This is a genomic window from Butyricicoccus sp., assembly GCF_977037065.1.
This window is the reverse complement of the sequence record NZ_CDRQNY010000005.1, coordinates 55,175-74,075: the sequence shown is the minus strand read 5'-3', so window position 1 is coordinate 74,075 and position 18,901 is coordinate 55,175. Positions and strand designations below refer to the sequence as shown.

Annotated in this window: 16 protein-coding genes; 5 read left to right on the top strand and 11 right to left on the bottom strand. The window is 57.0% G+C overall.

Features of this window, described 5'->3' with window-relative positions; translation table 11 throughout:
- Positions 1-195 precede the first annotated feature (195 nt).
- From ACWVX6_RS03325 to ACWVX6_RS03295, 7 genes are all read right to left on the bottom strand, one after another.
- Positions 196-1,794: an O-antigen ligase family protein gene (locus ACWVX6_RS03325; protein WP_455152356.1), complete on the bottom strand. Its 1,599-nt coding sequence runs from the start codon at positions 1,792-1,794 to the stop codon at positions 196-198.
- Positions 1,795-1,799: 5 nt separating this feature from the next.
- Positions 1,800-2,306: a DUF4330 domain-containing protein gene (locus tag ACWVX6_RS03320; RefSeq protein ID WP_161273618.1), complete on the bottom strand. Its 507-nt coding sequence runs from the start codon at positions 2,304-2,306 to the stop codon at positions 1,800-1,802.
- A gap of 232 nt (positions 2,307-2,538) precedes the next feature.
- Positions 2,539-2,757: a hypothetical protein gene (locus ACWVX6_RS03315; RefSeq protein WP_455152355.1), complete on the bottom strand. Its 219-nt coding sequence runs from the start codon at positions 2,755-2,757 to the stop codon at positions 2,539-2,541.
- A gap of 64 nt (positions 2,758-2,821) precedes the next feature.
- Positions 2,822-3,724, bottom strand: a complete 903-nt coding sequence (gene ispE / locus ACWVX6_RS03310; RefSeq protein WP_455152354.1) for a 4-(cytidine 5'-diphospho)-2-C-methyl-D-erythritol kinase — start codon at positions 3,722-3,724, stop codon at positions 2,822-2,824.
- Positions 3,725-3,743: 19 nt separating this feature from the next.
- Entirely contained in the window at positions 3,744-4,547 is an 804-nt protein-coding gene (locus ACWVX6_RS03305; protein ID WP_118284619.1) for a PHP domain-containing protein, read from the bottom strand.
- Positions 4,548-4,559: 12 nt separating this feature from the next.
- The gene (locus ACWVX6_RS03300) at positions 4,560-5,453 is read right to left on the bottom strand and encodes a CPBP family intramembrane glutamic endopeptidase (protein WP_455152353.1); all 894 of its coding nucleotides are present in this window, start codon (positions 5,451-5,453) and stop codon (positions 4,560-4,562) included.
- A gap of 75 nt (positions 5,454-5,528) precedes the next feature.
- Complete coding sequence (locus tag ACWVX6_RS03295) at positions 5,529-6,740, bottom strand: acetate/propionate family kinase (RefSeq protein ID WP_110435410.1); 1,212 nt, start codon at positions 6,738-6,740, stop codon at positions 5,529-5,531.
- Between the two features lie 165 nt (positions 6,741-6,905).
- Here ACWVX6_RS03295 and ACWVX6_RS03290 point away from each other — a divergent pair, with 165 nt between their 5' ends.
- The 3 genes from ACWVX6_RS03290 to ACWVX6_RS03280 all read left to right on the top strand — a co-directional run bounded on the left by ACWVX6_RS03290 (position 6,906) and on the right by ACWVX6_RS03280 (position 10,001).
- Positions 6,906-8,072, top strand: a complete 1,167-nt coding sequence (locus ACWVX6_RS03290) for a nucleotidyltransferase family protein (RefSeq protein ID WP_455152352.1) — start codon at positions 6,906-6,908, stop codon at positions 8,070-8,072.
- Positions 8,073-8,138: 66 nt separating this feature from the next.
- On the top strand, positions 8,139-8,882 hold the full coding sequence (locus ACWVX6_RS03285) for a DUF554 domain-containing protein (RefSeq protein WP_455152351.1): 744 nt from the start codon (positions 8,139-8,141) through the stop codon (positions 8,880-8,882).
- Positions 8,883-8,957: 75 nt separating this feature from the next.
- Positions 8,958-10,001 carry an alcohol dehydrogenase gene (locus tag ACWVX6_RS03280; protein ID WP_455152350.1) on the top strand — a complete coding sequence of 348 codons (1,044 nt, stop codon included), beginning with the start codon at positions 8,958-8,960 and terminating at the stop codon, positions 9,999-10,001.
- Positions 10,002-10,106: 105 nt separating this feature from the next.
- Here ACWVX6_RS03280 and ACWVX6_RS03275 read toward each other — a convergent pair whose 3' ends face one another.
- Positions 10,107-11,630 carry a 4Fe-4S dicluster domain-containing protein gene (locus ACWVX6_RS03275; protein WP_455152381.1) on the bottom strand — a complete coding sequence of 508 codons (1,524 nt, stop codon included), beginning with the start codon at positions 11,628-11,630 and terminating at the stop codon, positions 10,107-10,109.
- Positions 11,631-12,049: 419 nt separating this feature from the next.
- Here ACWVX6_RS03275 and ACWVX6_RS03270 point away from each other — a divergent pair, with 419 nt between their 5' ends.
- Together ACWVX6_RS03270 and ACWVX6_RS03265 are read left to right on the top strand one after the other, a co-directional pair.
- On the top strand, positions 12,050-12,541 hold the full coding sequence (locus tag ACWVX6_RS03270; protein ID WP_110435414.1) for an RNA polymerase sigma factor: 492 nt from the start codon (positions 12,050-12,052) through the stop codon (positions 12,539-12,541).
- Entirely contained in the window at positions 12,525-13,631 is a 1,107-nt protein-coding gene (locus tag ACWVX6_RS03265) for a DUF4179 domain-containing protein (protein ID WP_455152349.1), read from the top strand. Before ACWVX6_RS03270 ends, ACWVX6_RS03265 begins: the two co-directional genes overlap by 17 nt.
- 388 nt (positions 13,632-14,019) lie before the next feature.
- Here ACWVX6_RS03265 and ACWVX6_RS03260 read toward each other — a convergent pair whose 3' ends face one another.
- The 3 genes from ACWVX6_RS03260 to ACWVX6_RS03250 form a co-directional block, all read right to left on the bottom strand.
- Entirely contained in the window at positions 14,020-16,290 is a 2,271-nt protein-coding gene (locus ACWVX6_RS03260) for an S-layer homology domain-containing protein (protein WP_455152348.1), read from the bottom strand.
- A gap of 164 nt (positions 16,291-16,454) precedes the next feature.
- Positions 16,455-17,489, bottom strand: a complete 1,035-nt coding sequence (locus tag ACWVX6_RS03255; RefSeq protein ID WP_158574617.1) for a tyrosine-type recombinase/integrase — start codon at positions 17,487-17,489, stop codon at positions 16,455-16,457.
- Between the two features lie 197 nt (positions 17,490-17,686).
- Positions 17,687-18,838, bottom strand: coding sequence for a 3-phosphoglycerate dehydrogenase family protein (locus ACWVX6_RS03250; protein ID WP_455152347.1), 1,152 nt, complete (start codon positions 18,836-18,838; stop codon positions 17,687-17,689).
- Positions 18,839-18,901 lie beyond the last annotated feature (63 nt).

Genomic DNA, 18,901 nt, shown 5'->3' with positions numbered 1-18,901 from the left:
AGGTGTCTACCCTCTTGCCCCGCCGCGGGGCGCGGCACGTTCCCGCCGCCGCAGACGGCGTACTCCCCCCCCCCGCTGAGGTTAAGCGAAAAACTCCCCGCCCGTCAGGGGCGAACACGCTAACGCAGTTCGTATGCCCCGCCGAGTCGGTGCCGAGAAAAAAAGAGAACCCTCTCACGAAGGTTCTCTAAAAAATCAGGTTTTTCGTTTCCGGAAGTACCCGAGGTACATAACCGCTGCCGCCATGCTCCAGAAGTACGCCATCATATACGGCACCTCGAAGATATTCTCGAAGTAGCAGTGCACCAGCACGCCGCACATGCCTGCGAACATGGAAACCGCCAGCACGCGCGTGCGGTCGCCCTTGGTGTAGCCGGTACGGCCGATCGAGCGCAGGCTCCACAGCACCAGACCGAACAGCAGCAGGATGAAGAACGCCAGACCGAGATAACCCATCTCGACCAGCGTTTTCAGATAATAGTTATCCATGTAGAAGTAGGAGAAATCCTTGGTCTCCTCGATGACCTTGTTCTGCATGGCAACCGCGCCGCCGAAGCGGCCGAGGCCGAAGCCGAGCACCGGATCGCTCTCCTGCAGCAGCTTGAGACCCTTGGACCAGCGAATGACACGACCTGCGCGGCGGCTTGCTGCAAGGTAATCCGCGGTAAACAGATAGGTGATGCGGTTCGCAATAGACGGGATTGCCAGCAGTGCACCGACACCGGTCACGCCCATCAGCGCGATCAGGCGGCGGTCCAGAAAGATGGCGAAAATCACAACGGCTACTGCCAGACCGCCCCAGGCACCCTTGGAGAAGGTGAAAATGCAGCTCAGGCACATCATGCCGGTCGCGCAGACGGCCAGCACCTTGACCCACATTTTACTGCTGTAATATGCAAGTCCTGCCACCATCGGGGCAAACAGCACCAGCAGGCTGCCCATGATATTCGGGCTGCCGGTGAGCGAGTACACGCGCGTACGCACGCTGGCCTCGGTCTGAGAGACCCAGCTCGACGGGATCGGTGCGGCTACGATATACTGGTAAATGCCGTGCGCCGCAATACAGAGTGCCATCACGACGAGCGCACCGTAGAATACCGCGAAATCGCGGTCGTTTTCAATCAGGCGGGTGACGAGGAAGAACCAGAACAGGTACTCCACAACCGCGCGGTAGCCTGCTACCGCGATATGCGTATTCGGCGAAACCGCACACATCAGGAAAAAGCCGACCGCGATGAACAGCAGCAGATAGGCATCCACCGGCGTAGCACGCGAGCCAAGCGGCGCACGCTTCATCGCCATGTGCCACAGGATATACGCAAATGCAGCAAGCATCAGGCACTCATCCCACACGGATGCCACAAACGACGGCAGATAGCCGGCATCCGACACCCAGCGGACAGCGGAATCGAGTGGCAGATACATCGCCAGACAAATCAGCAGCAGACCGCGCACGCCGACGAACCTGCAGGCTCTGCCGATCAGGCCGCCGCCTGCGACACGCTCAATCGGCCGCCAGACAGCAAGGCAGATGCGGTAGATCAGGCTGTTTGCCGCAATTCCGCCCAGTTTTTCGACAAACCGGCGCAGCGCTGCCAGAATCTGCGCATAGGTGCTGTTCGCCGAGGTACACATCGGTGCCGCGCAGAATTTATTCCACAGACGGCAGAATACCGAGTCTGGGTACGCCTGCCGGATACGGTTAAAGAATCCCGCGATAGCGCCCTCGTGGTACCATGCGCGCAGACACATCAGCAGCCGCACGAACAGACTGTTTTCAAATAACGCTTTCATAGGCTTTAATTATCCGCAATATCGACCGAATCAATGTTGCCGGTCGTCTCAAAATCGTTGGTCTTTACAATGAATGTACGGCCTGCGCGCACCTCCTGCGTACCGATGGCCGGTGCAGGCGTGCCCTTGGAAACCTTGGTCGTGATGGTGAATACCAGATCCTTCTTCGCCGGATCGGTTGCCGTTACAATGCGGCCGTCAGCGGTGGTTACCTGCTGATCGTAATTCTCGATCTTCATGTCGGTGATCTGCGCATTGACATAGCTGTTGCCGTTTACCAGCGACTTGCCTACCTGGCTGTTGCGCTGCACCTCGTTTACCAGGAACGGCGTTGCACCGCGTACGCGGACGGTCATCGTTAGGGAGACCTGCGGAGACGCAACCTCCTTGATCTGCTTGGCAAACAGCTTGTAGCCGACACCGGCTACGACAGCGATCGCAGCGACCAGCACCAGCAGATCGACAACATTGATGATGCCGAACAGCTTGCCCTTTTCGTTAATGATCTTCATAAATTTCCTCCGTTGGCAAATGAATTTCGTGTTTCACTGTGTCATTATACCATAGAGCGACTGAAAAGTTAAGGCAATACCGCATAATTCATCAAGAGAAATTTGCGAGTAAATTTTGCGCACTGATGCGGCGCGGTTTTGCAGCAATACTTGGTGTATTGCAAAAAACCGCAACAAAATCAGGGCACAAAATTCCCGCAAAGTTCCGCAGATGTAATTGTGCGGGATTGCCTCAGGTGTTATCTTTGTGTCTCAGCAAATCGACAAGGAAAGAGCGGAATTCGATTTTCTCACCGTTTCCCGCGTCCTTTCCTGCCGCCTCCTCGCAGGTGATGGAAAACGCCGTACACCACCATGCCGCGCGCGGACTCTGCGGCGCAAACGCCGACCAGAACAGCACATAAACCGCCATCAGCACTGCTGCGAGCACCTTTCTATCCTGTTTCTGCATAACAAAACCGCCTTTCTGCATCCGGTGTACCCAGTATGCCCGAAAGGCGGCTTTCTATACCCGTTTAATTGCAGGTTTCCGTCAGGAACGTATCCGCGAAACGGCGGTGCAGCATTTTCGCTGCCGTTTTGGCGCGGCTCTCATCTGAGAACAGGCCGTACACGGTCGGACCGGAGCCGCTCATCAGCGTACCGTCCGCACCGTTTTCTGCGAGAAACGACTTGATCTCACCGATCTGACGGCGTTTTGCCGCCGTAACGGTCTCCATCACGTTGGACAGATACGCGCACACGCCCTCGTAATCTCCCTGATCGAGCGCAGCCATCATGCCCTTGTTGTCCGGATGCTCGAGGATATCCACGCTGTCGATCTCCTGATAGACCTCCTTGGTCGGCACCGCGAACGGCGGCTTGCACAGCACGACCCAGCAGTGCGGCATATCGGGCAGCAGGCTCAGCTCCTCGCCGATGCCCTGCGCCAGCATGGTGCCGCCGCGCAGGCAGAACGGCACATCGGCACCCAGTTTAAGTCCCATCTCGCACAGCTCGTCATCGGTCAGACCGGCTGTATGCAATGTGTTGAGCGCACGCAGCACAGCCGCTGCATCCGTCGAGCCGCCCGCCAGACCTGCCGCAACCGGAATGCGCTTTTCGATGTGAATCTCGCAGGTTTCGAGCAGTGCGCCGGTCTCCTTATAGAACAGCTCCGCCGCACGGTACGCCAGATTGCGCTCATCGGTCGGCAGAAACGGCAGGCTGCAGCTCAGCACGATGCCGCGCGGCTTTTTCTCGCCGTGGATGGTGGTAACGCGCACGGTATCGTGCAGCGCGATTGACTGCATGACCATCTCCACCGTGTGGTAGCCGTCCTCCCGCCGTCCGGTGACGTCGAGCGTCAAGTTGATCTTTGCACGGGCACGAACAGTCGTATCCGCGTGTGTAATTTCCTGTTTTCTTCCAAAAAGCATGTTGTTTCAGCCTCTACATTTATTTCAGTGCGATCTGCACCGGTTTGCGCTCACGGAACACGGTAACGTGGGTAAAGCCTGCGTCGAGTGCATTCTTCACGCAGTCGTCTACGCCGCGTGCCACAGTGTCCAGCGTGTGCGAATCCGAGCCGATCGAGATGCGCTCGCCGCCCATGCGCTTGTATTCGTACAGAATATTCTGCGGTGGACCGACCTTTTTCTGCCAGCCCGCAATACCGGCAGCATTCAGCTCGAGTGCATAGCCGTGGTCGATGCACGAGCGCAGCACCTGCTGGACGCGGTCCATATAATTGTCAAACGACGGGATATAGTCGCCGTGCTTCATCACGCGCAGCGGATAATCAATGTGCGCCAGCACGTCAAAGCCGCCGTGCTCCTCGAGCAGCAGCAGCTGATCGAAATACTCGTGCAGGAACTTGTCGCAGTCCATATTCGGAAAGTCGTGAAAGTAGATATCCAGATCGTTCGGCATGGCATGCAGCGAGCCGATGACCATATCGAACGGATGCGTGCGGACAAAATCGTCCGCATCCGGTGTGGCATGCAGCTGGCCGATCTCCATACCCGCCAGAACCTCAATGCCGCCGTTCCCTGCCGGACGGCGCTTTTCCCATACCTCGCGCGCACAGGCTTCCGGATCACGGTTGTCGCGCGTGCCGCCCGAACGCAGAAAATCCAGATGATCGGTAATGCCGATGATATCCAGTCCGGCCTGCTCGCAGGCGTGAATTTTATCGTCGATGGACTGCGGATACTGGGCATCGGCCGAATATCCGGTATGCATATGCAGGTCTACCCGCATGGACGTTCCTCCTTATAGATAATTGAACACGGTCTGCACAAAGCAGGTGACAATCAGCAGAAACATGCCTGCATTCTGCAAAACGGCTTTGAGCGACGGCGCGCAGGGTCCGTGCAACCAGACCTGCTGTTTTCTGCCGCGAACGAGCAGAATTATGCCGATCACCAGCATCGCCATCCAAAACAGGCCGAGCGCCGACTGCGCGGCTATGGTATCCGGCAGCAGCATGGGCACCACCGAGCCGATGATGTTGAACAGCATGTGCAGCAGCACCGAGGTGCGCAGCAGTCCGGTGCGGTAGTACGCATAGGACAGCAGCAGACCGAGCGCAAAGGCGTAGAAAAACTGCTCCAGATTGGCGTGATACAGACCGAACAGCAGCGCAGAAATGAATGCGCCCGGCTTCTGCCCGTACCGCGCGAGACGGCCGGCCAGCAGGCCGCGGAACACCAGCTCCTCACACAGCGGACCGATAATGCAGGCACCGAGAACGATGGCCGTCATGGACATCTGCGAAAAGCTCTCGTCCACCATGCCGACCGGATCGCGTCCGGTCAAGATGTAGACCATGTCGTTGATATTCGTGCCGATGAGCGAGCCGAGCCACATCAGCGCACAGCCGATGACAAACCACCGGCCCATGCGCTTTGCGCCTGCCCGCTCCCTGCAGAACGGCATCGGCGGTGTTTTGCGCCACAAACAGAACACAATCGGCAGCGATACCGCATAATGTCCGACGAGCAGCAGCAGGTAATACAGCGTTTCCGGTATGCGGAACGGCAGGATCCAACCATCCAGCCAGTACAGGCCGAACTGCCAAAGGATCGACCACAGCATGATCGCCAGCACGGAAAATCCCAGCTTCGAGCAGTAGCGGCGCTCCTGCGGGATATCAATTTGCTCCATAAAAGTTTCCTCTCCGGGCAAAAACAGAGGCGGAGCCTATGCTCCGCCCCCATATTTGTCTAATTGACGAAAGGCTTACTGAGCCTTGGCCTCGTTTACCAGACGCTCGGTATCCTTGGCGATCATAAGCTCCTCGTTGGTCGGAATAACCAGAACGCGAACGCGTGCCCAGTCGATGGAGATGTCCATCTGCTTGCCGCGGTACTTGTTCTTCTCCGGGTCGATCTTGATGCCGAGGTACTCGAGGTGCTCGCAGACATCCCAGCGAACCGAACGGTCGTTCTCACCTACGCCTGCGGTGAAGATGATAGCGTCTACGCCGCCCATCTCAGCAACGTAGGAACCGATGATCTTCTTAACGGACAGGTTGAACATATCCTTCGCCAGAGCAGCACGCGCGTTGCCGTCAGCAACTGCAGCGTCCAGATCACGGAAGTCGGAGGATACGCCGGAGATACCCAGCATACCGGACTTCTTGTTCAGGATATTGATGACCTCGTGTGCGTCCATGTGCTCGTGCTCAGCCAGGAACTCGATGATAGCCGGATCGATGTTGCCGGCACGGGTGCCCATCGGCAGACCGTCCAGCGGAGTGAAGCCCATGGAGGTATCGAAGCTCTTGCCGCCGTTGATTGCGCAGATAGAAGAACCATTGCCGAGGTGGCAGGTGATCAGGCGCAGCTCCTCGAGCGGACGGCCGAGCATCTCAGCAGCCTGCTGAGAAACGTACTTATGGCTGGTGCCGTGGAAGCCGTAACGACGGATCTTGTACTTCTCGTAGTACTCGTACGGTACAGCGTACATGTAGTGGGACTGCGGCATGGTCTGGTGGAATGCCGTATCGAATACCGCAACCATCGGAACGTCCGGGCCCATAACCTCGCGGCAAGCCTCGATGCCGGTCAGGTTAGGCGGATTGTGAAGCGGTGCCAGCGGTACGCAGTCCTCGATAGCCTTGATGACCTTCTCGGTGATGATAACGCTGTCCGAAAAGAACTCGCCGCCGTGTACAACGCGGTGACCTACTGCGTCGATCTCGCTCATAGAGGAGATTACACCCTTTTCCGGATCGAGCAGAATGTTGATAACAGACTGGATCGCTTCCTTGTGGGTGGGCATTGCGATGTCAAACTTGAACTTCTCATCGGACTTGTTGCCGGTGTGGGTCAGCACACCGTCGATGCCGATGCGCTCGCACAGGCCCTTCGCCATTACCTCGCCCGACTCGGTGTCGAGCAGCTGGTACTTCAGCGAAGAACTGCCAGCGTTGATTACCAATACTTTCATTTGCGAAAACTCCCTTATGCCGTATTTGGCGGCTTGCATAAAGCCGCGGAAGCCTATATAATAATGCTATATTTTTATTCTACACGATTCTTTGCAAATGTACAACCCCTTTTTCGAGGTTTTTACCTTGCAGACCGCTGGCATTTCACTGAAAGGAGCACCGTCATGACCGTATGCGGCATCACCGCCGAGTATAATCCGTTTCACACAGGGCATCTGCACCATATTGCCGAAACCCGGCGCAGCCTCGGCGAAAACGCCGTGATCGTGTGCGTGATGAGCGGCAATTTCGTCCAGCGCGGCGATTTTGCCGTGCTGGATAAGTACGCGCGTGCCGAAATGGCCGTGCGCTGCGGCGCTGACCTCGTGGTTGAACTGCCGCTTGCGGCGGCGCTGTCCTCGGCGGAGGGCTTCGCTAAGGGTGCGGTGCAGACGCTGCACGCACTCGGGTGCGGCACGGTGTCGTTCGGCGTGGAAACTGCGGATGCGGATTTGCTTTTACAGGCCGCAGAACTCCTGAACAGCCTGCCGATGGAGGGGGAATCCGGCTCTCCGCACCTGTCCTACGCCGCCAGACGGCAGGAGGAATTAGCGAAAGTCAACAAACAGGCGGCAGCTCTTTTGGACAACCCGAACAACACGCTTGCCGTGGAATACTGCCGCTTCCTGCTCCCGCTCGGAATGCGCCCGCTTGCGGTGCTCCGGCAGGGCGCGGCCCACGATGCGTGTGCGCCGCACAGCGGCTTTGCCTCGGCGAGTCTGCTGAGAGCGCATTTGCGAGACGGCGATTTCGCGTTCTGCGCACCGTTCCTGCCGCCTGCGGCTCGCGCCGTGTGGAAGGAGGCCGCAGATTGCGGTGAAGCGCCGGTCGCTCTGCCGGAGGACACGCTGCTCGCGCTGCTGCGGACCGCACGCTATCAGGGCAGACTGCAGACCGGCTCGGCAGACGGCTTTGACGAGCGGCTGTGCAAGGCGGTCTATACGGCACATTCGTTCTCGGATGCTGTAGAAAAGGCTCGAACACGACGGTTTCCGGCGGCTCGTGTACGGCGTGCGCTCCTTCGCGCTGTGCTTGGCGTGGAGGCGGATGCGCCGGTCTCCCCTGCATATCTGCGCGTGCTGGCGCTCGGCGTGCGCGGACGGGCAGTGCTCAAGCAGGCTGCCCTGCCCGTTATTGTCAAACCGGTAACGGAAAAACGGCTTTCCGACGCTCTGCAGCCCGATTTATGCCGCGACGCATTCGCGGACGACCTGTTTGCGCTTGCGCTTCCCGATCCCGAACGGAGAATCGGCGGCGGGCATTTCCGCAAAACGCCGTTCTGTCTGCGCTGAATTGACAATCCCCTCACTTTGCTTTACAATAAACTTTAGCATTGTAAAGTGAAACGAGGGGATTTTATGATTGGTCTTGGAACCATTGTAAATGCTGGCACGGTGTTTATAGGCACTACGATCGGTATACTGTTAAAAAACGGTCTGCCGAAACGCTTTGAAAAAACGGTCATGCAGGGACTGGGGCTAAGTACCTGCTTTATCGGTATAGGCGGAACACTCAGCGAAGTACTGACCATACAGGATGGCAAAATCGGCACCCAGCATACTATGCTGATTATACTCTGTCTGGCACTCGGCGCTGTCATCGGCGAAGCGCTGAATATCGAGCAGCGACTGGAGGATTTCGGTGCATTCTGTCAATCACGCTTTTCTGCCAAAGGGGACAGCCGATTTGTTGAAGGCTTCGTTACCGCATCTCTTCTGTTTTGTGTCGGTGCAATGGCCATCGTCGGTTCATTAAACGATGGTCTGAACGGTGACCCAACCATGCTGATTGCCAAGGCTATTCTGGATGGTGTTGCCTCAATTCTCTTCGCCGCATCTCTCGGCAAGGGCGTATACCTGTCTATTGTGCCGATTTTCTTCTATCAAGGCGGCATTACATTGCTGGCACGATTCATCCGTCCCTGGCTGACCGATGTCTTGATTGGTCAAATGTCGTGTGTCGGCTCCGTGCTGATTTTTGCCATTAGCTTGAATCTCATCTTCAACAGCAAGCTGCGCGTCGGCAATCTGCTGCCTGCGATCTTCCTGCCGGTGCTGTTTTTCTTTCTGGCGCGGTTTTTCCCGGCTCTCGGCACCTTATAAAATCTACACCGTTTGACTTTCTTTTCGCCCTCCCGTATAATGGATACAACATTTAACGAAACGGAGCCGTAAACTATGCTCGCTTACACTTATCGAAAACAGGGTGAGTTTGCCCTGCAGAACAAGCCGGAACCCGTTCTCACGCATGCAGGAGACGCGGTGGTGCGCGTTACCATGTCGAGCATCTGCACGAGCGATCTGCACATCAAGCACGGCTCGGTGCCGCGTGCCGTACCCGGTATTACGGTCGGCCATGAGATGGTCGGCGTGGTCGAGCAGGTCGGTTCGGCAGTCAAAACCGTCAAGCCCGGCGACCGTGTAGCCGTCAACGTGGAGACGTTCTGCGGACACTGCTTTTTCTGTCAGCACGGCTTTGTCAACAACTGCACCGATCCTAACGGCGGCTGGGCACTCGGCTGCCGGATTGACGGCGGTCAGGCAGAGTACGTCCGCGTGCCGTATGCCGATCAGGGTCTGACCGTCATTCCCGACCGGGTTTCCGACCGGCAGGCACTGTTTGCCGGCGATGTGCTCGCCACCGGCTACTGGGCCGCCAGGATTTCCGAGATCAGGCAGGGCGACACCGTGCTTATTCTCGGTGCCGGGCCCACCGGTATCTGCACTATGCTGTGCGCCATGCTGCATCACCCGCACAGGATCATCATCTGTGACCCCAATCCGGCGCGGCTGCGCTTTGTGCGCGAGCGTTATCCGGATGTGCTGACCATCACGCCCGAGCACGCGCAGGAGTTCGTGCAGCTCAACAGCCCGCATGGCGGCGCGGATGTGGTCTGCGAAGTGGCAGGCTCGGACGACAGCTTCCGCCTCGCGTGGGAGTGCGCCCGACCGAATGCGATCGTCACTATCGTTGCGCTGTATGACAAGCCGCAGGTGCTGCCGCTGCCCGATATGTACGGCAAAAACCTCACGTTCAAGACCGGCGGCGTGGACGGCTGCGACACCGCAGAAATCCTGCGGCTGATCGAGCACGGTCAGCTGGATACCACACCGCTCATCACGCATATTTTCCCGCTGAATGAGATTGAAGCGGCGTACGATCTGTTTGAAAAGCGCCGCGACGGAGTCATGAAGGTGGCAATTACGCCGCCGGAAAAATAATTGAGAATTGAAAATGGAGAATGAACCAGATGGTCTCCATTCCGCACCAATACAGCACAAAAGCCACCGTATCATTCAATACGGTGGCTTTTATAGCATTATTTTTTAATCAACCAGCTTATCCAGCTCGGCAACATGATGCGTGCCGGTCGCGGTCTGGTGCTCCGCCTGCTTGGCGTACAGACCGACCACGGTCGCGGACTTCTTGATGGACTGCATCGTGCCTGCACCGGCTACACAGCCGCCCGGGCACGCCATGCCCTCGAGCAGATAGCCGTTGTACTTGCCGGCCTTGGCAGCCATCAGCAGCTTGCGGCAGTCGCGCAGGCCCTCGGCGTTTGCCACCTTGATCTCGCGGTCCGGGTGCTTCTCGTTGATGACGTTAACAACGGCCTTGGCTACACCGCCGGATACCGCAAAGTTACGGCCGTCCGTGGATGCATCGTTGATGCCGTGCGGATCCTCCTTGAGGTTTTCCACGTCGATGTGACGAGCCGCGAAAATGCCGGCCATCTCCTCGAACGTCAGCACGAAATCGACCTCGCTTCGTACGTCCGAACGCATTGCTTCGAGCTTCTTTGCCGCGCACGGGCCGATAAACGCAACCTTTGCACCCGGCTGATGGTGCTTGACCAGTCGAGCGGTCAGCGTCATCGGGGTGAGGGCCATCGAGATGCAGTTGGCCTGCTCCGGGAACAGCTTCTTTGCCATCATCGACCACGCCGGACAGCAGGAGGTTGCCATGAACGGCAGCTTCTCCGGTACTTCCTCTACGAAGTCCTCGGCCTCCTGTGCGGCACACAGGTCCGCACCGATCGCGACCTCGATAATATCCGCAAAACCGAGGCGCTTCATCGCGGCACGCAGCTTGCCCGGTGTCATCTTCGGGCCGAACTGGCCGACAAACGCCGGTGCGACAGCGGCGTAGACACGCTCGCCCGCCTGAATGGCGCGGATCATCTGGAAGATCTGCGACTTGTCTGCGATCGCGCCGAACGGGCAGTTTACAAGACACTGACCGCAGGAAACGCACTTCTCGTAATCAATATCGGCTCTGCCATTGCAGTCGCTGTGGATGGCATCCATGCCGCAGGCTGCCGCGCACGGGCGCTCCTGACGGATGATGGCGTGATACTGGCAGACATCCATGCAGCGGCCGCACTTGATGCACTTCTCCTGATCGATAACAGAACGGCCGTTGAAGCGGTCGAGCGATACTGCGCCCTTGGGACATACCTCAACGCACGGATGCGCCATGCAGCCCTGACATGCGTCCGTAACCATGACCTCATTTTCCTTGCAGGCATGGCATGCGAACTTGATGACGTTGATCAGCGGCGGCGTGTAGTAGGTCTCCTCTCGGGTCGCGGCTTCGATGTTATCCGAGAGCGGCGCATGCTCGGCCGCACTGCGGCACGGCAGACCCATCGCCAGACGCAGGCGTTCGCCTACGATAGCGCGCTCGAGGAAAATATCGTTGCGGATATTGCCCACTTCGCCCGGCATGATGTCGAATGGCAGTGCTTCGATACGGCGGTCGGTCGGCCACTCCGTATGGTACGCCATACGGGCAACCTCGGTGAAAATGCGGTGGCGGATCTCCTGAATACGGGTTTCTACACCTCTCATAGCCATAGTTTGTTTTATCCTCCTAATCCATATCGACCCAGGAAATCGGGTCGTCCCTGTCATACTATCTTGTGAGCGCTCCCGGCAGAGCGCACGAGTTCTTATAACAGGATACCATAAACAGGGCTTTCTGCAAAGGGTATTTGTAGATTTTTTAACAATTACTTTGTTACAATTTTACCTGTGTTTTTTGGGCATTCTGTTGAAAAACAACACGCAGACGGACAGATGTCTTTCTACCTCTTGCAAAATCGAAGGTTTTACGCTTGACGAAAAGCGAGAGGTACGCTCTGCGGCGCGCGGGAACGGTGCCCGCCAACGCATTTATGTTATAATAAATTTATCCTCTCTGTCAGGATACGCAATCCGCAATCGTATTATAGGTGAAGCAACGTTGCTTTCCAAAGGAGCTGAAACCAATGAAACAATTTGACAGGGCAGACGCCGAACGTCTGGTGCAGACGTACTCCGACCTGATCCTGCGGCTGGCTTACACCTATTTGAAGTCCACGCACGATGCTGAGGACATCTGCCAGAATATCTTCCTCAAGCTGCTGACCGGCGGTCAAACCTTTGACAGTCCGGCGCACGAAAAAGCGTGGATCATCCGCGCGACCGCCAACGCCTGCAAGGACAGTCTGCGTGCCGCGCACCGGCGCAATGTCGGTCTGGAAGCCGCTGCCGCGACACCCGCGCCTGCCGCACCGGATTCCGATGTGCTCGATGCGGTGATGGCGCTGCCGCGCAAATACCGTGAAGCGGTCTATCTGCACTACTACGAGGGCTATTCCGTGCGCGAAATCGCGTCTCTGCTCGGTCAGAGCGAGTCTGCCGTTTCCGCACACCTGAGCCGCGGGCGCAAAAGCCTGCGCACCACCTTGGGAGGGGATCTTTATGAACAGCGAGTATAATGATAACAAAATGTATAATTCCGCACTGGACGAGCTGCGCTTCTCTGACGAGGCGAAAAGCCGCATGGTCGATCGCCTGATGGCCGCCGCCGAGCAGCCGGAGCAGCCGGTTGCCATTCATCGTGTACGCCGTTTTCCGCGCATCGCGGCGGTCGGCGTGGCTGCCGCTCTGGTGCTGAGCATCGGTGCGGGTGCAACCGGCATATTCAAGTCCGCGAGCGACGCATTTGTCGGCGTATTCGGTCCGACAGCAGACACCGAAATCATCGACCAGATTGGCCACCCGATCGGCGCAAGCGATACGGCGGGCGGCGTGACCGTCACCGCGGATGCGATTCTGTTCGATGGCTACAACTACCTTATCTCCTACACGCTCGAAAAGGAGGACGGTTCGGCGTTCGACTGCACGAAAAACCCGGATACCGGCCTGTACGACCTGTACTGGAAGCGTTCGGACAGCACCATCGGACGCGGCGTGGACGGTGCGTCCGGCAGCAGCTACTTCTATGACGAAAATCCGAGCGACAACGCCATCCAGTATGTCGAAACCATGTCGTACAACGATGCGGTGCAGGCTGGCGGCACGGTTAAGATCACGCTCGGCGACCTGTGCGTGCTGAACAGTGAAAACGGTGAGCCGACAACTATCGCCAAGGGCGCATGGCGCCTCAAGTTTCAGCTGGAGGCCGGGAACAGCGCGGTCGAGCTGCCTGCGGGTCAAAATATCGATGTGAACGGACGGAGCGCCGCTGTCGATACCATCGTTATCTCGCCCATCGGCTACCATGTGGTGTACACGGTGGACGGCGAGGCGACGTTCGACACGCTGTACGACGAGAACGGCGAAGAGATTCCGCAGGAGAGCGGCCGCGAACCGGCCGGTGTGTGCAGCACATGGGAGTCCTACGCTGCGAAGCTGCTGGTGACCAAGACGGACGGTACTGTGCTCGATTTCTCGGATTGCGGCGGCAGCATGGACCCGCATGACGGCAACACCGTCTGCACCCGCCAGGGCACGTTCGATACCATTCTCCCGCTTGATGAAGTGGCGTCCGTCACCATCGGTGATACTACGATTCCGGTAAAATAATCGGCGGCGTGCTTGCATTATCGCAAGATCGGTGCTATACTATATTCAAACGATAACACATTATCCATAGGCGTGGAAAACCCCGGAGGGTGCATCCTCCGGGGTTTTCTATTCCATTATACGGCGGCTTAAACCGGGGTTCTGGGAGTCACTTTACCTCCACTCATCGAGCCACTTGCAGATGTAGTGTGCGACTACACTTGCCAAGATTGAGTAGATAAACGATAACGTATTGTTATCCACAGGCTGCACCTCCTTCCCGTTGCCGGGACTCGGTAAAGCAACAAGTTTATTATACCATACCGCCGTTTATTCGACAAGATTCGACAAAATGCACCGTAAAGTAAAAAGACCGATGAACCAAGGTTCATCGGTCTTTCTCTTATCTTCAGATCGTCGTCAGCAGCTTTGCGAACTCCGCACGGGTGAACGTACCCTGCGGCTTGATCGTGCCATCGCTGAAGCCCTGCACCAGACCCTTCTGCATACACAGTGCAACCGCATTTCGGCGGTCCGCCGAGATAGAGCCTGCGTCCTTGACAGACGCCAGCGTCTGTGCGGTTTCGGCATCACTCATGGCCGCAGTGCCGTCCGCCTGCAGAAGATTTGCAAAAAGCTGCATCGCATCCTCGCGGGTCATGGCAGCCGTCGGCCGGAAGTTATCGCTCAGGCCCTCGAGCAGACCGTTTGCGTACACCGCGCTGACCGCATCCGAGTACCACTCGCCTGCCTGAACGCCTGCGGGCAGTGCACCGCTGCCGGACAGACCGCGCTGACGCGCGATGGTCGTGCAGACCTCAGCCGCCGTGATCTTATCGTTCGGACGGAATTTACCGTTCGCGCCGGTCATCAGCTTGCGCTCGGTCACTGTATTGATATACTGCAGTGCCCAGCAGGTACTGCTCACATCGCTGTAGCCGGTCGCAGCAGCCGAAACTTCGGGCGAATACGACGTCATCAACGCCTTATAGCACGCGCTGTTCCGGTTCAGCACATCGGAAAGCTGCTCAAACGTCAGCAGATATTCCTCTGTATAAGCTCGGCGGGAAGCGCTCTCGTATTCGTTGTAAAAATAGGTTACGCCTTTCGTGCTGATGCGCGGATAGCTGTACAGATAAATCGCATGATCGTCCGGCAGCAGCTTCTTGACCGTCTCGATGTAGTCACCGGTCAGCAGGTCGTTCAGTGTGTACTGCGTGCCGGTGTGCAGGTCAAACGCCAGACAGTTATTCCATACCGACGAACCGGCGCCTTTGCCGCTCACGCAGTTGGCCCAGACAACGAGCACCGAGCCTTCCACGGACGCACCGTAGCTGCCCTCGAGCGCATCATACTCGGCGGTAACGGACGGTCCCTTGAGGAAGAACGAGCGGATTTCGCTGTTGATGGTGTTCTGCACCTTTTTGTCGCTCAGGCCGCTGATCTCCGGAAAATCGACATCCCATCCATGCTCCGTGCCGTCCTGCTGATAGCCCATGAACTTTTCGTAATGCACGGTCTTTGCAGTGATGCCGCCGCCAAGGTCGAACGACTTCGGCTGCTCGAACAGCGTTTTGCCGCTGCGCAGATCAATATACTTGCGGGTGTCGTCCTGCGTGACGCAGACCACGTTTTCGGTCAGAATGGTCGGGTTCTCCGCCTCTTTAACGGATGCTGCAAAGCCGCCGTTCTTGCGGAAGAAGATGAGCGTGCCGTCTGCGGTGTTGTGCCACGACAGACCGTAGCGCAGCTCGGAGAAGCCGCTGATGTAGCTCAGCGTGCGGTAAGACAGACTGCCGCCCGCATCCACCGCGGAAACCGAACCATCCTCACTGCGGGCCGCGTACAGCCCCTCGCCCATGTAGGACAGATAGTAATACGTCGGCGCCGTCAGCAGCTTGCCGGTGGTATCCATAATGCCCCAGCGGTTGATCTGACGAACCATTGCTTCGCCATCGCGAAACTCCGAAATGGTGTTGTACAGAAACTCGGTCAGCAGTTTGCCCTCCGAAAGCGAATACAGCGCCTGATTGGTGCCGTTGGTGACGACCACCGTGCTCTCGCCGTAAATCGCCATGTAGGAAGGCGTTACGTCATTCGGCAGAGTGTACAGCACTGTGCCATTGGTGTCGATCGCCTGATAATCGCCGTCCTGCGTCTGCACAAGCGTTCTGCCGTTTGCGAAGGCACCGGCCTTACGGTAGCTGCCCGAAAAGGCAGTCGAACCATCCTGTTTGACATAGGAATACAGCCCGGTATCCGCATTTCTGCACAGCAGCAGTCCGTCCTCAAAGAAGCCGACCGCGCCCGGATACGAGCCAATGTGCTTGCCGTCAGTCGCATAATACACGCTGTGGTCAGTGTAACGATACGCAACTATCGTATCCGAAAAATCCACCGAAACCGGCGAATCCGTGTATGCAATGACGAGCTTGCCCGTGCGGTCGATCACCGCCGTCTGCCACTGCTCGTTTTCTACGGCAGCGAGTCCGCAGTCCGCGAAATCGCCTGCCTGTGCGTAGGCAAACGGAAGAACGGTCATGCCGTCCTCATCCAGATAGCCTGCACGTGTCACGCCGTCAATGTCGGTGTACTCTGCCGGAAAAATGGTGCCGGCCGCAGCCGCACTCACCAGCATCACACACGCAACCGCCAGCGCGGAAAGTGTTTTTTTGAACATATGCTTCACCTGTATATTGTGTAAAGTTCTCTATCCTTGTTATTCTTATACAATATACATTATAAGCAATCACGCACGCTCATACAAGGTCAGGCGGCAAAGTGTAACAATGGTGAAACAACCCGCCGAAATGTTACGATTATGTTACATTCCCAGAATGCACATCAGTTTCCGATAATCGGTGTTGCGCTCTTGGCGATGGATACCTTTTCCACATACGGCACATGTGCGTAAACGTTGGCTGTGGTGGAGATGTCAGAATGCCCCAGCCAGTCCTGAATCTGCTTGAGCGAAAAGCCCTGCTGCAGCAGAATCGTTGCAACCGAATGCCGTAAATCATGAAACCGGATACGCGGCAGGCACGCGCGGCGGCACACCCGCTCGAACTCACGCGAAATGTAATCCGGTCGGAGCGGCGAACCGTCCTCACGGCAGCAGACGTAATCGCTCTGGCAGTAGGCTTTGCCGTACTTTTTGCGGTTGGCGTTCTGTCTGCGGCGCAGATCGGTCAGATACCGCCGGAGCGAGTCGGACAGCGGCAGCGTCCGATAGCTGGATTTGGTCTTTACGCTGTCCGCGTAGATCACACGGCCGGAGGACAGCACCGCCGTATGATTGATGATCATGCTCCGTGCCCGAAAATCCACGGCACACCAGCGCAGACCGGCGCACTCGCTGCGGCGCAGACCATAGGTTGCCGCCAGCACGAACGCCGCCTCTGCCGGCGACTGCAGCGCCGCTGCCAGAAAAATGTTGATCTGCGTCCGGTCGTACACCTGTCCTCGAAAGCGCGTCCGCTTGGGCAGCATGACATTATCCGACGGATTCGTCGGGATAATCTGCAGTGCTACCGCGTATTTCAGGCACTTGTGCATAATGGAATGGAACTTAACGATCGAAGTCGGTGAAAGCCCCTGATCGAATTTCAGGTTGACAAAATCCTGAAAATCCATCGGCCGTGCCGTAGCAAGCGTTGTCCCTCGTGCGGTGAAAAACGGCTTGATGTGCTTTTCAAATGCGTAGCGGTAGCCGTCCATCGTGTTTTCGCGCACCTGCGTTTTCATCTGGGTCAGCCAGCGGTCCATGAAGTCTGCAAACGGCGTTTTCGCTTCGGTCGAGTAGCGCAGCCGCATCAGGTCCTCCGGACGCATAATAAAGTGAATGTAGCCGTCCTCCTCGTAAATGCGTATGTTCTCCATTGAGAAGCCTCCTGTAAAAATAGTCATCCTGCAGTATTCGGCAGCACCGCACAATGAAAGCTGCGGTGCTGTCTTGTCCTGCATTTCCATATTTTACGAAAATTCGACCAAATTCGACAATATTCAATTTGCACAGAAAAGCAACAAAAAACCGCTCCGAATCTGCATTCAGAGCGGTTTTATCGGTTTTATGGCAATTAGATCGTGTGAACAGAGATCATGCCTTCGATCGCGCGCAGCTCGTCGAGGTTCGCCTCGGTCGGAGCCTCTGCGGTGTCGATGATGGTGTACGCATAGTCACCCTTGGAACGGTTGCCCATATTCTCGATGTTGCAGCGAACAGCGGAGGTGATGGACGCAATCATGTTCGGGATGTTCTTGTGGATCATGCAGATGCGGTAGCCGCCTTCGTACGGAACCTTGAGGTTCGGGAAGTTGACAGAGTTGCGGATGGTGCCCTTCTCGAGGTACTCGGTAATCTCGTAAACGGCCATCTTAGCGCAGTTGTCCTCGCTCTCCGGCGTGGAAGCGCCGAGGTGCGGCAGCGTGATGGCATTCTCCTGCTCAAGAATCTCGTCGGAAGCAAAGTCGGAAACGTATGCTGCAACCTTGCCGCTCTCGAGTGCCTTCGCCATTGCCTTGGTGTCAACCAGCTCGCCGCGCGCAAGGTTGATGACGCGAACGCCGTCCTTCATCTTCTCGATCGCCTCTGCGCTAATGGTGTTCTTCGTGTCAGCGTTCAGCGGAACATGAATGGTGATGTAGTCGCAGTTTGCGAAAATCTCGTCCAGCTCGGTAACGTGCTTGACCGAGCGATCGAGCTTGAGTGCGCCGTCAACCGACAGGTACGGGTCATAGCCCCAGACCTCCATATCCAGGCCAACAGCCGCATTTGCAACCTTAACGCCGATCGCACCCAGACCGATGATGCCCAGCTTCTTGCCGGCGATTTCCGGGCCTGCGTAGGTGGACTTGCCCTTCTCTGCAGCAGGACCGATATCCGGCGTGCCCTTGAGGCCCTTAACCCAGTTTGCGCCCTGTACCACCTTGCGGGAGGCCAGCAGCAGTGCGCAGATAACCAGCTCCTTAACGGCGTTAGCATTTGCACCCGGCGTGTTGAAGACTACGATGCCTTCCTCAGAGCAGCGGTCGATCGGAATGTTGTTGACACCGGCGCCTGCACGCGCGATGCAGCGCAGGTTCTTCGGGAACTCGACGTCATGCAGCTTGGCAGAACGAACCAGAACGGCGTCATAATCGGTGAAATCCTCGGAGCAGGTGTACTTTGCCGGATCGAGATCGTCCAGACCTACCTTCGAGATCTTGTTGTAGAGTTTTACGTTATACATGGGATTATCCTCCAATGAAAAATGGAGAATTGAAAATGGAAAATGTCGCTATCCTTGCGCGAT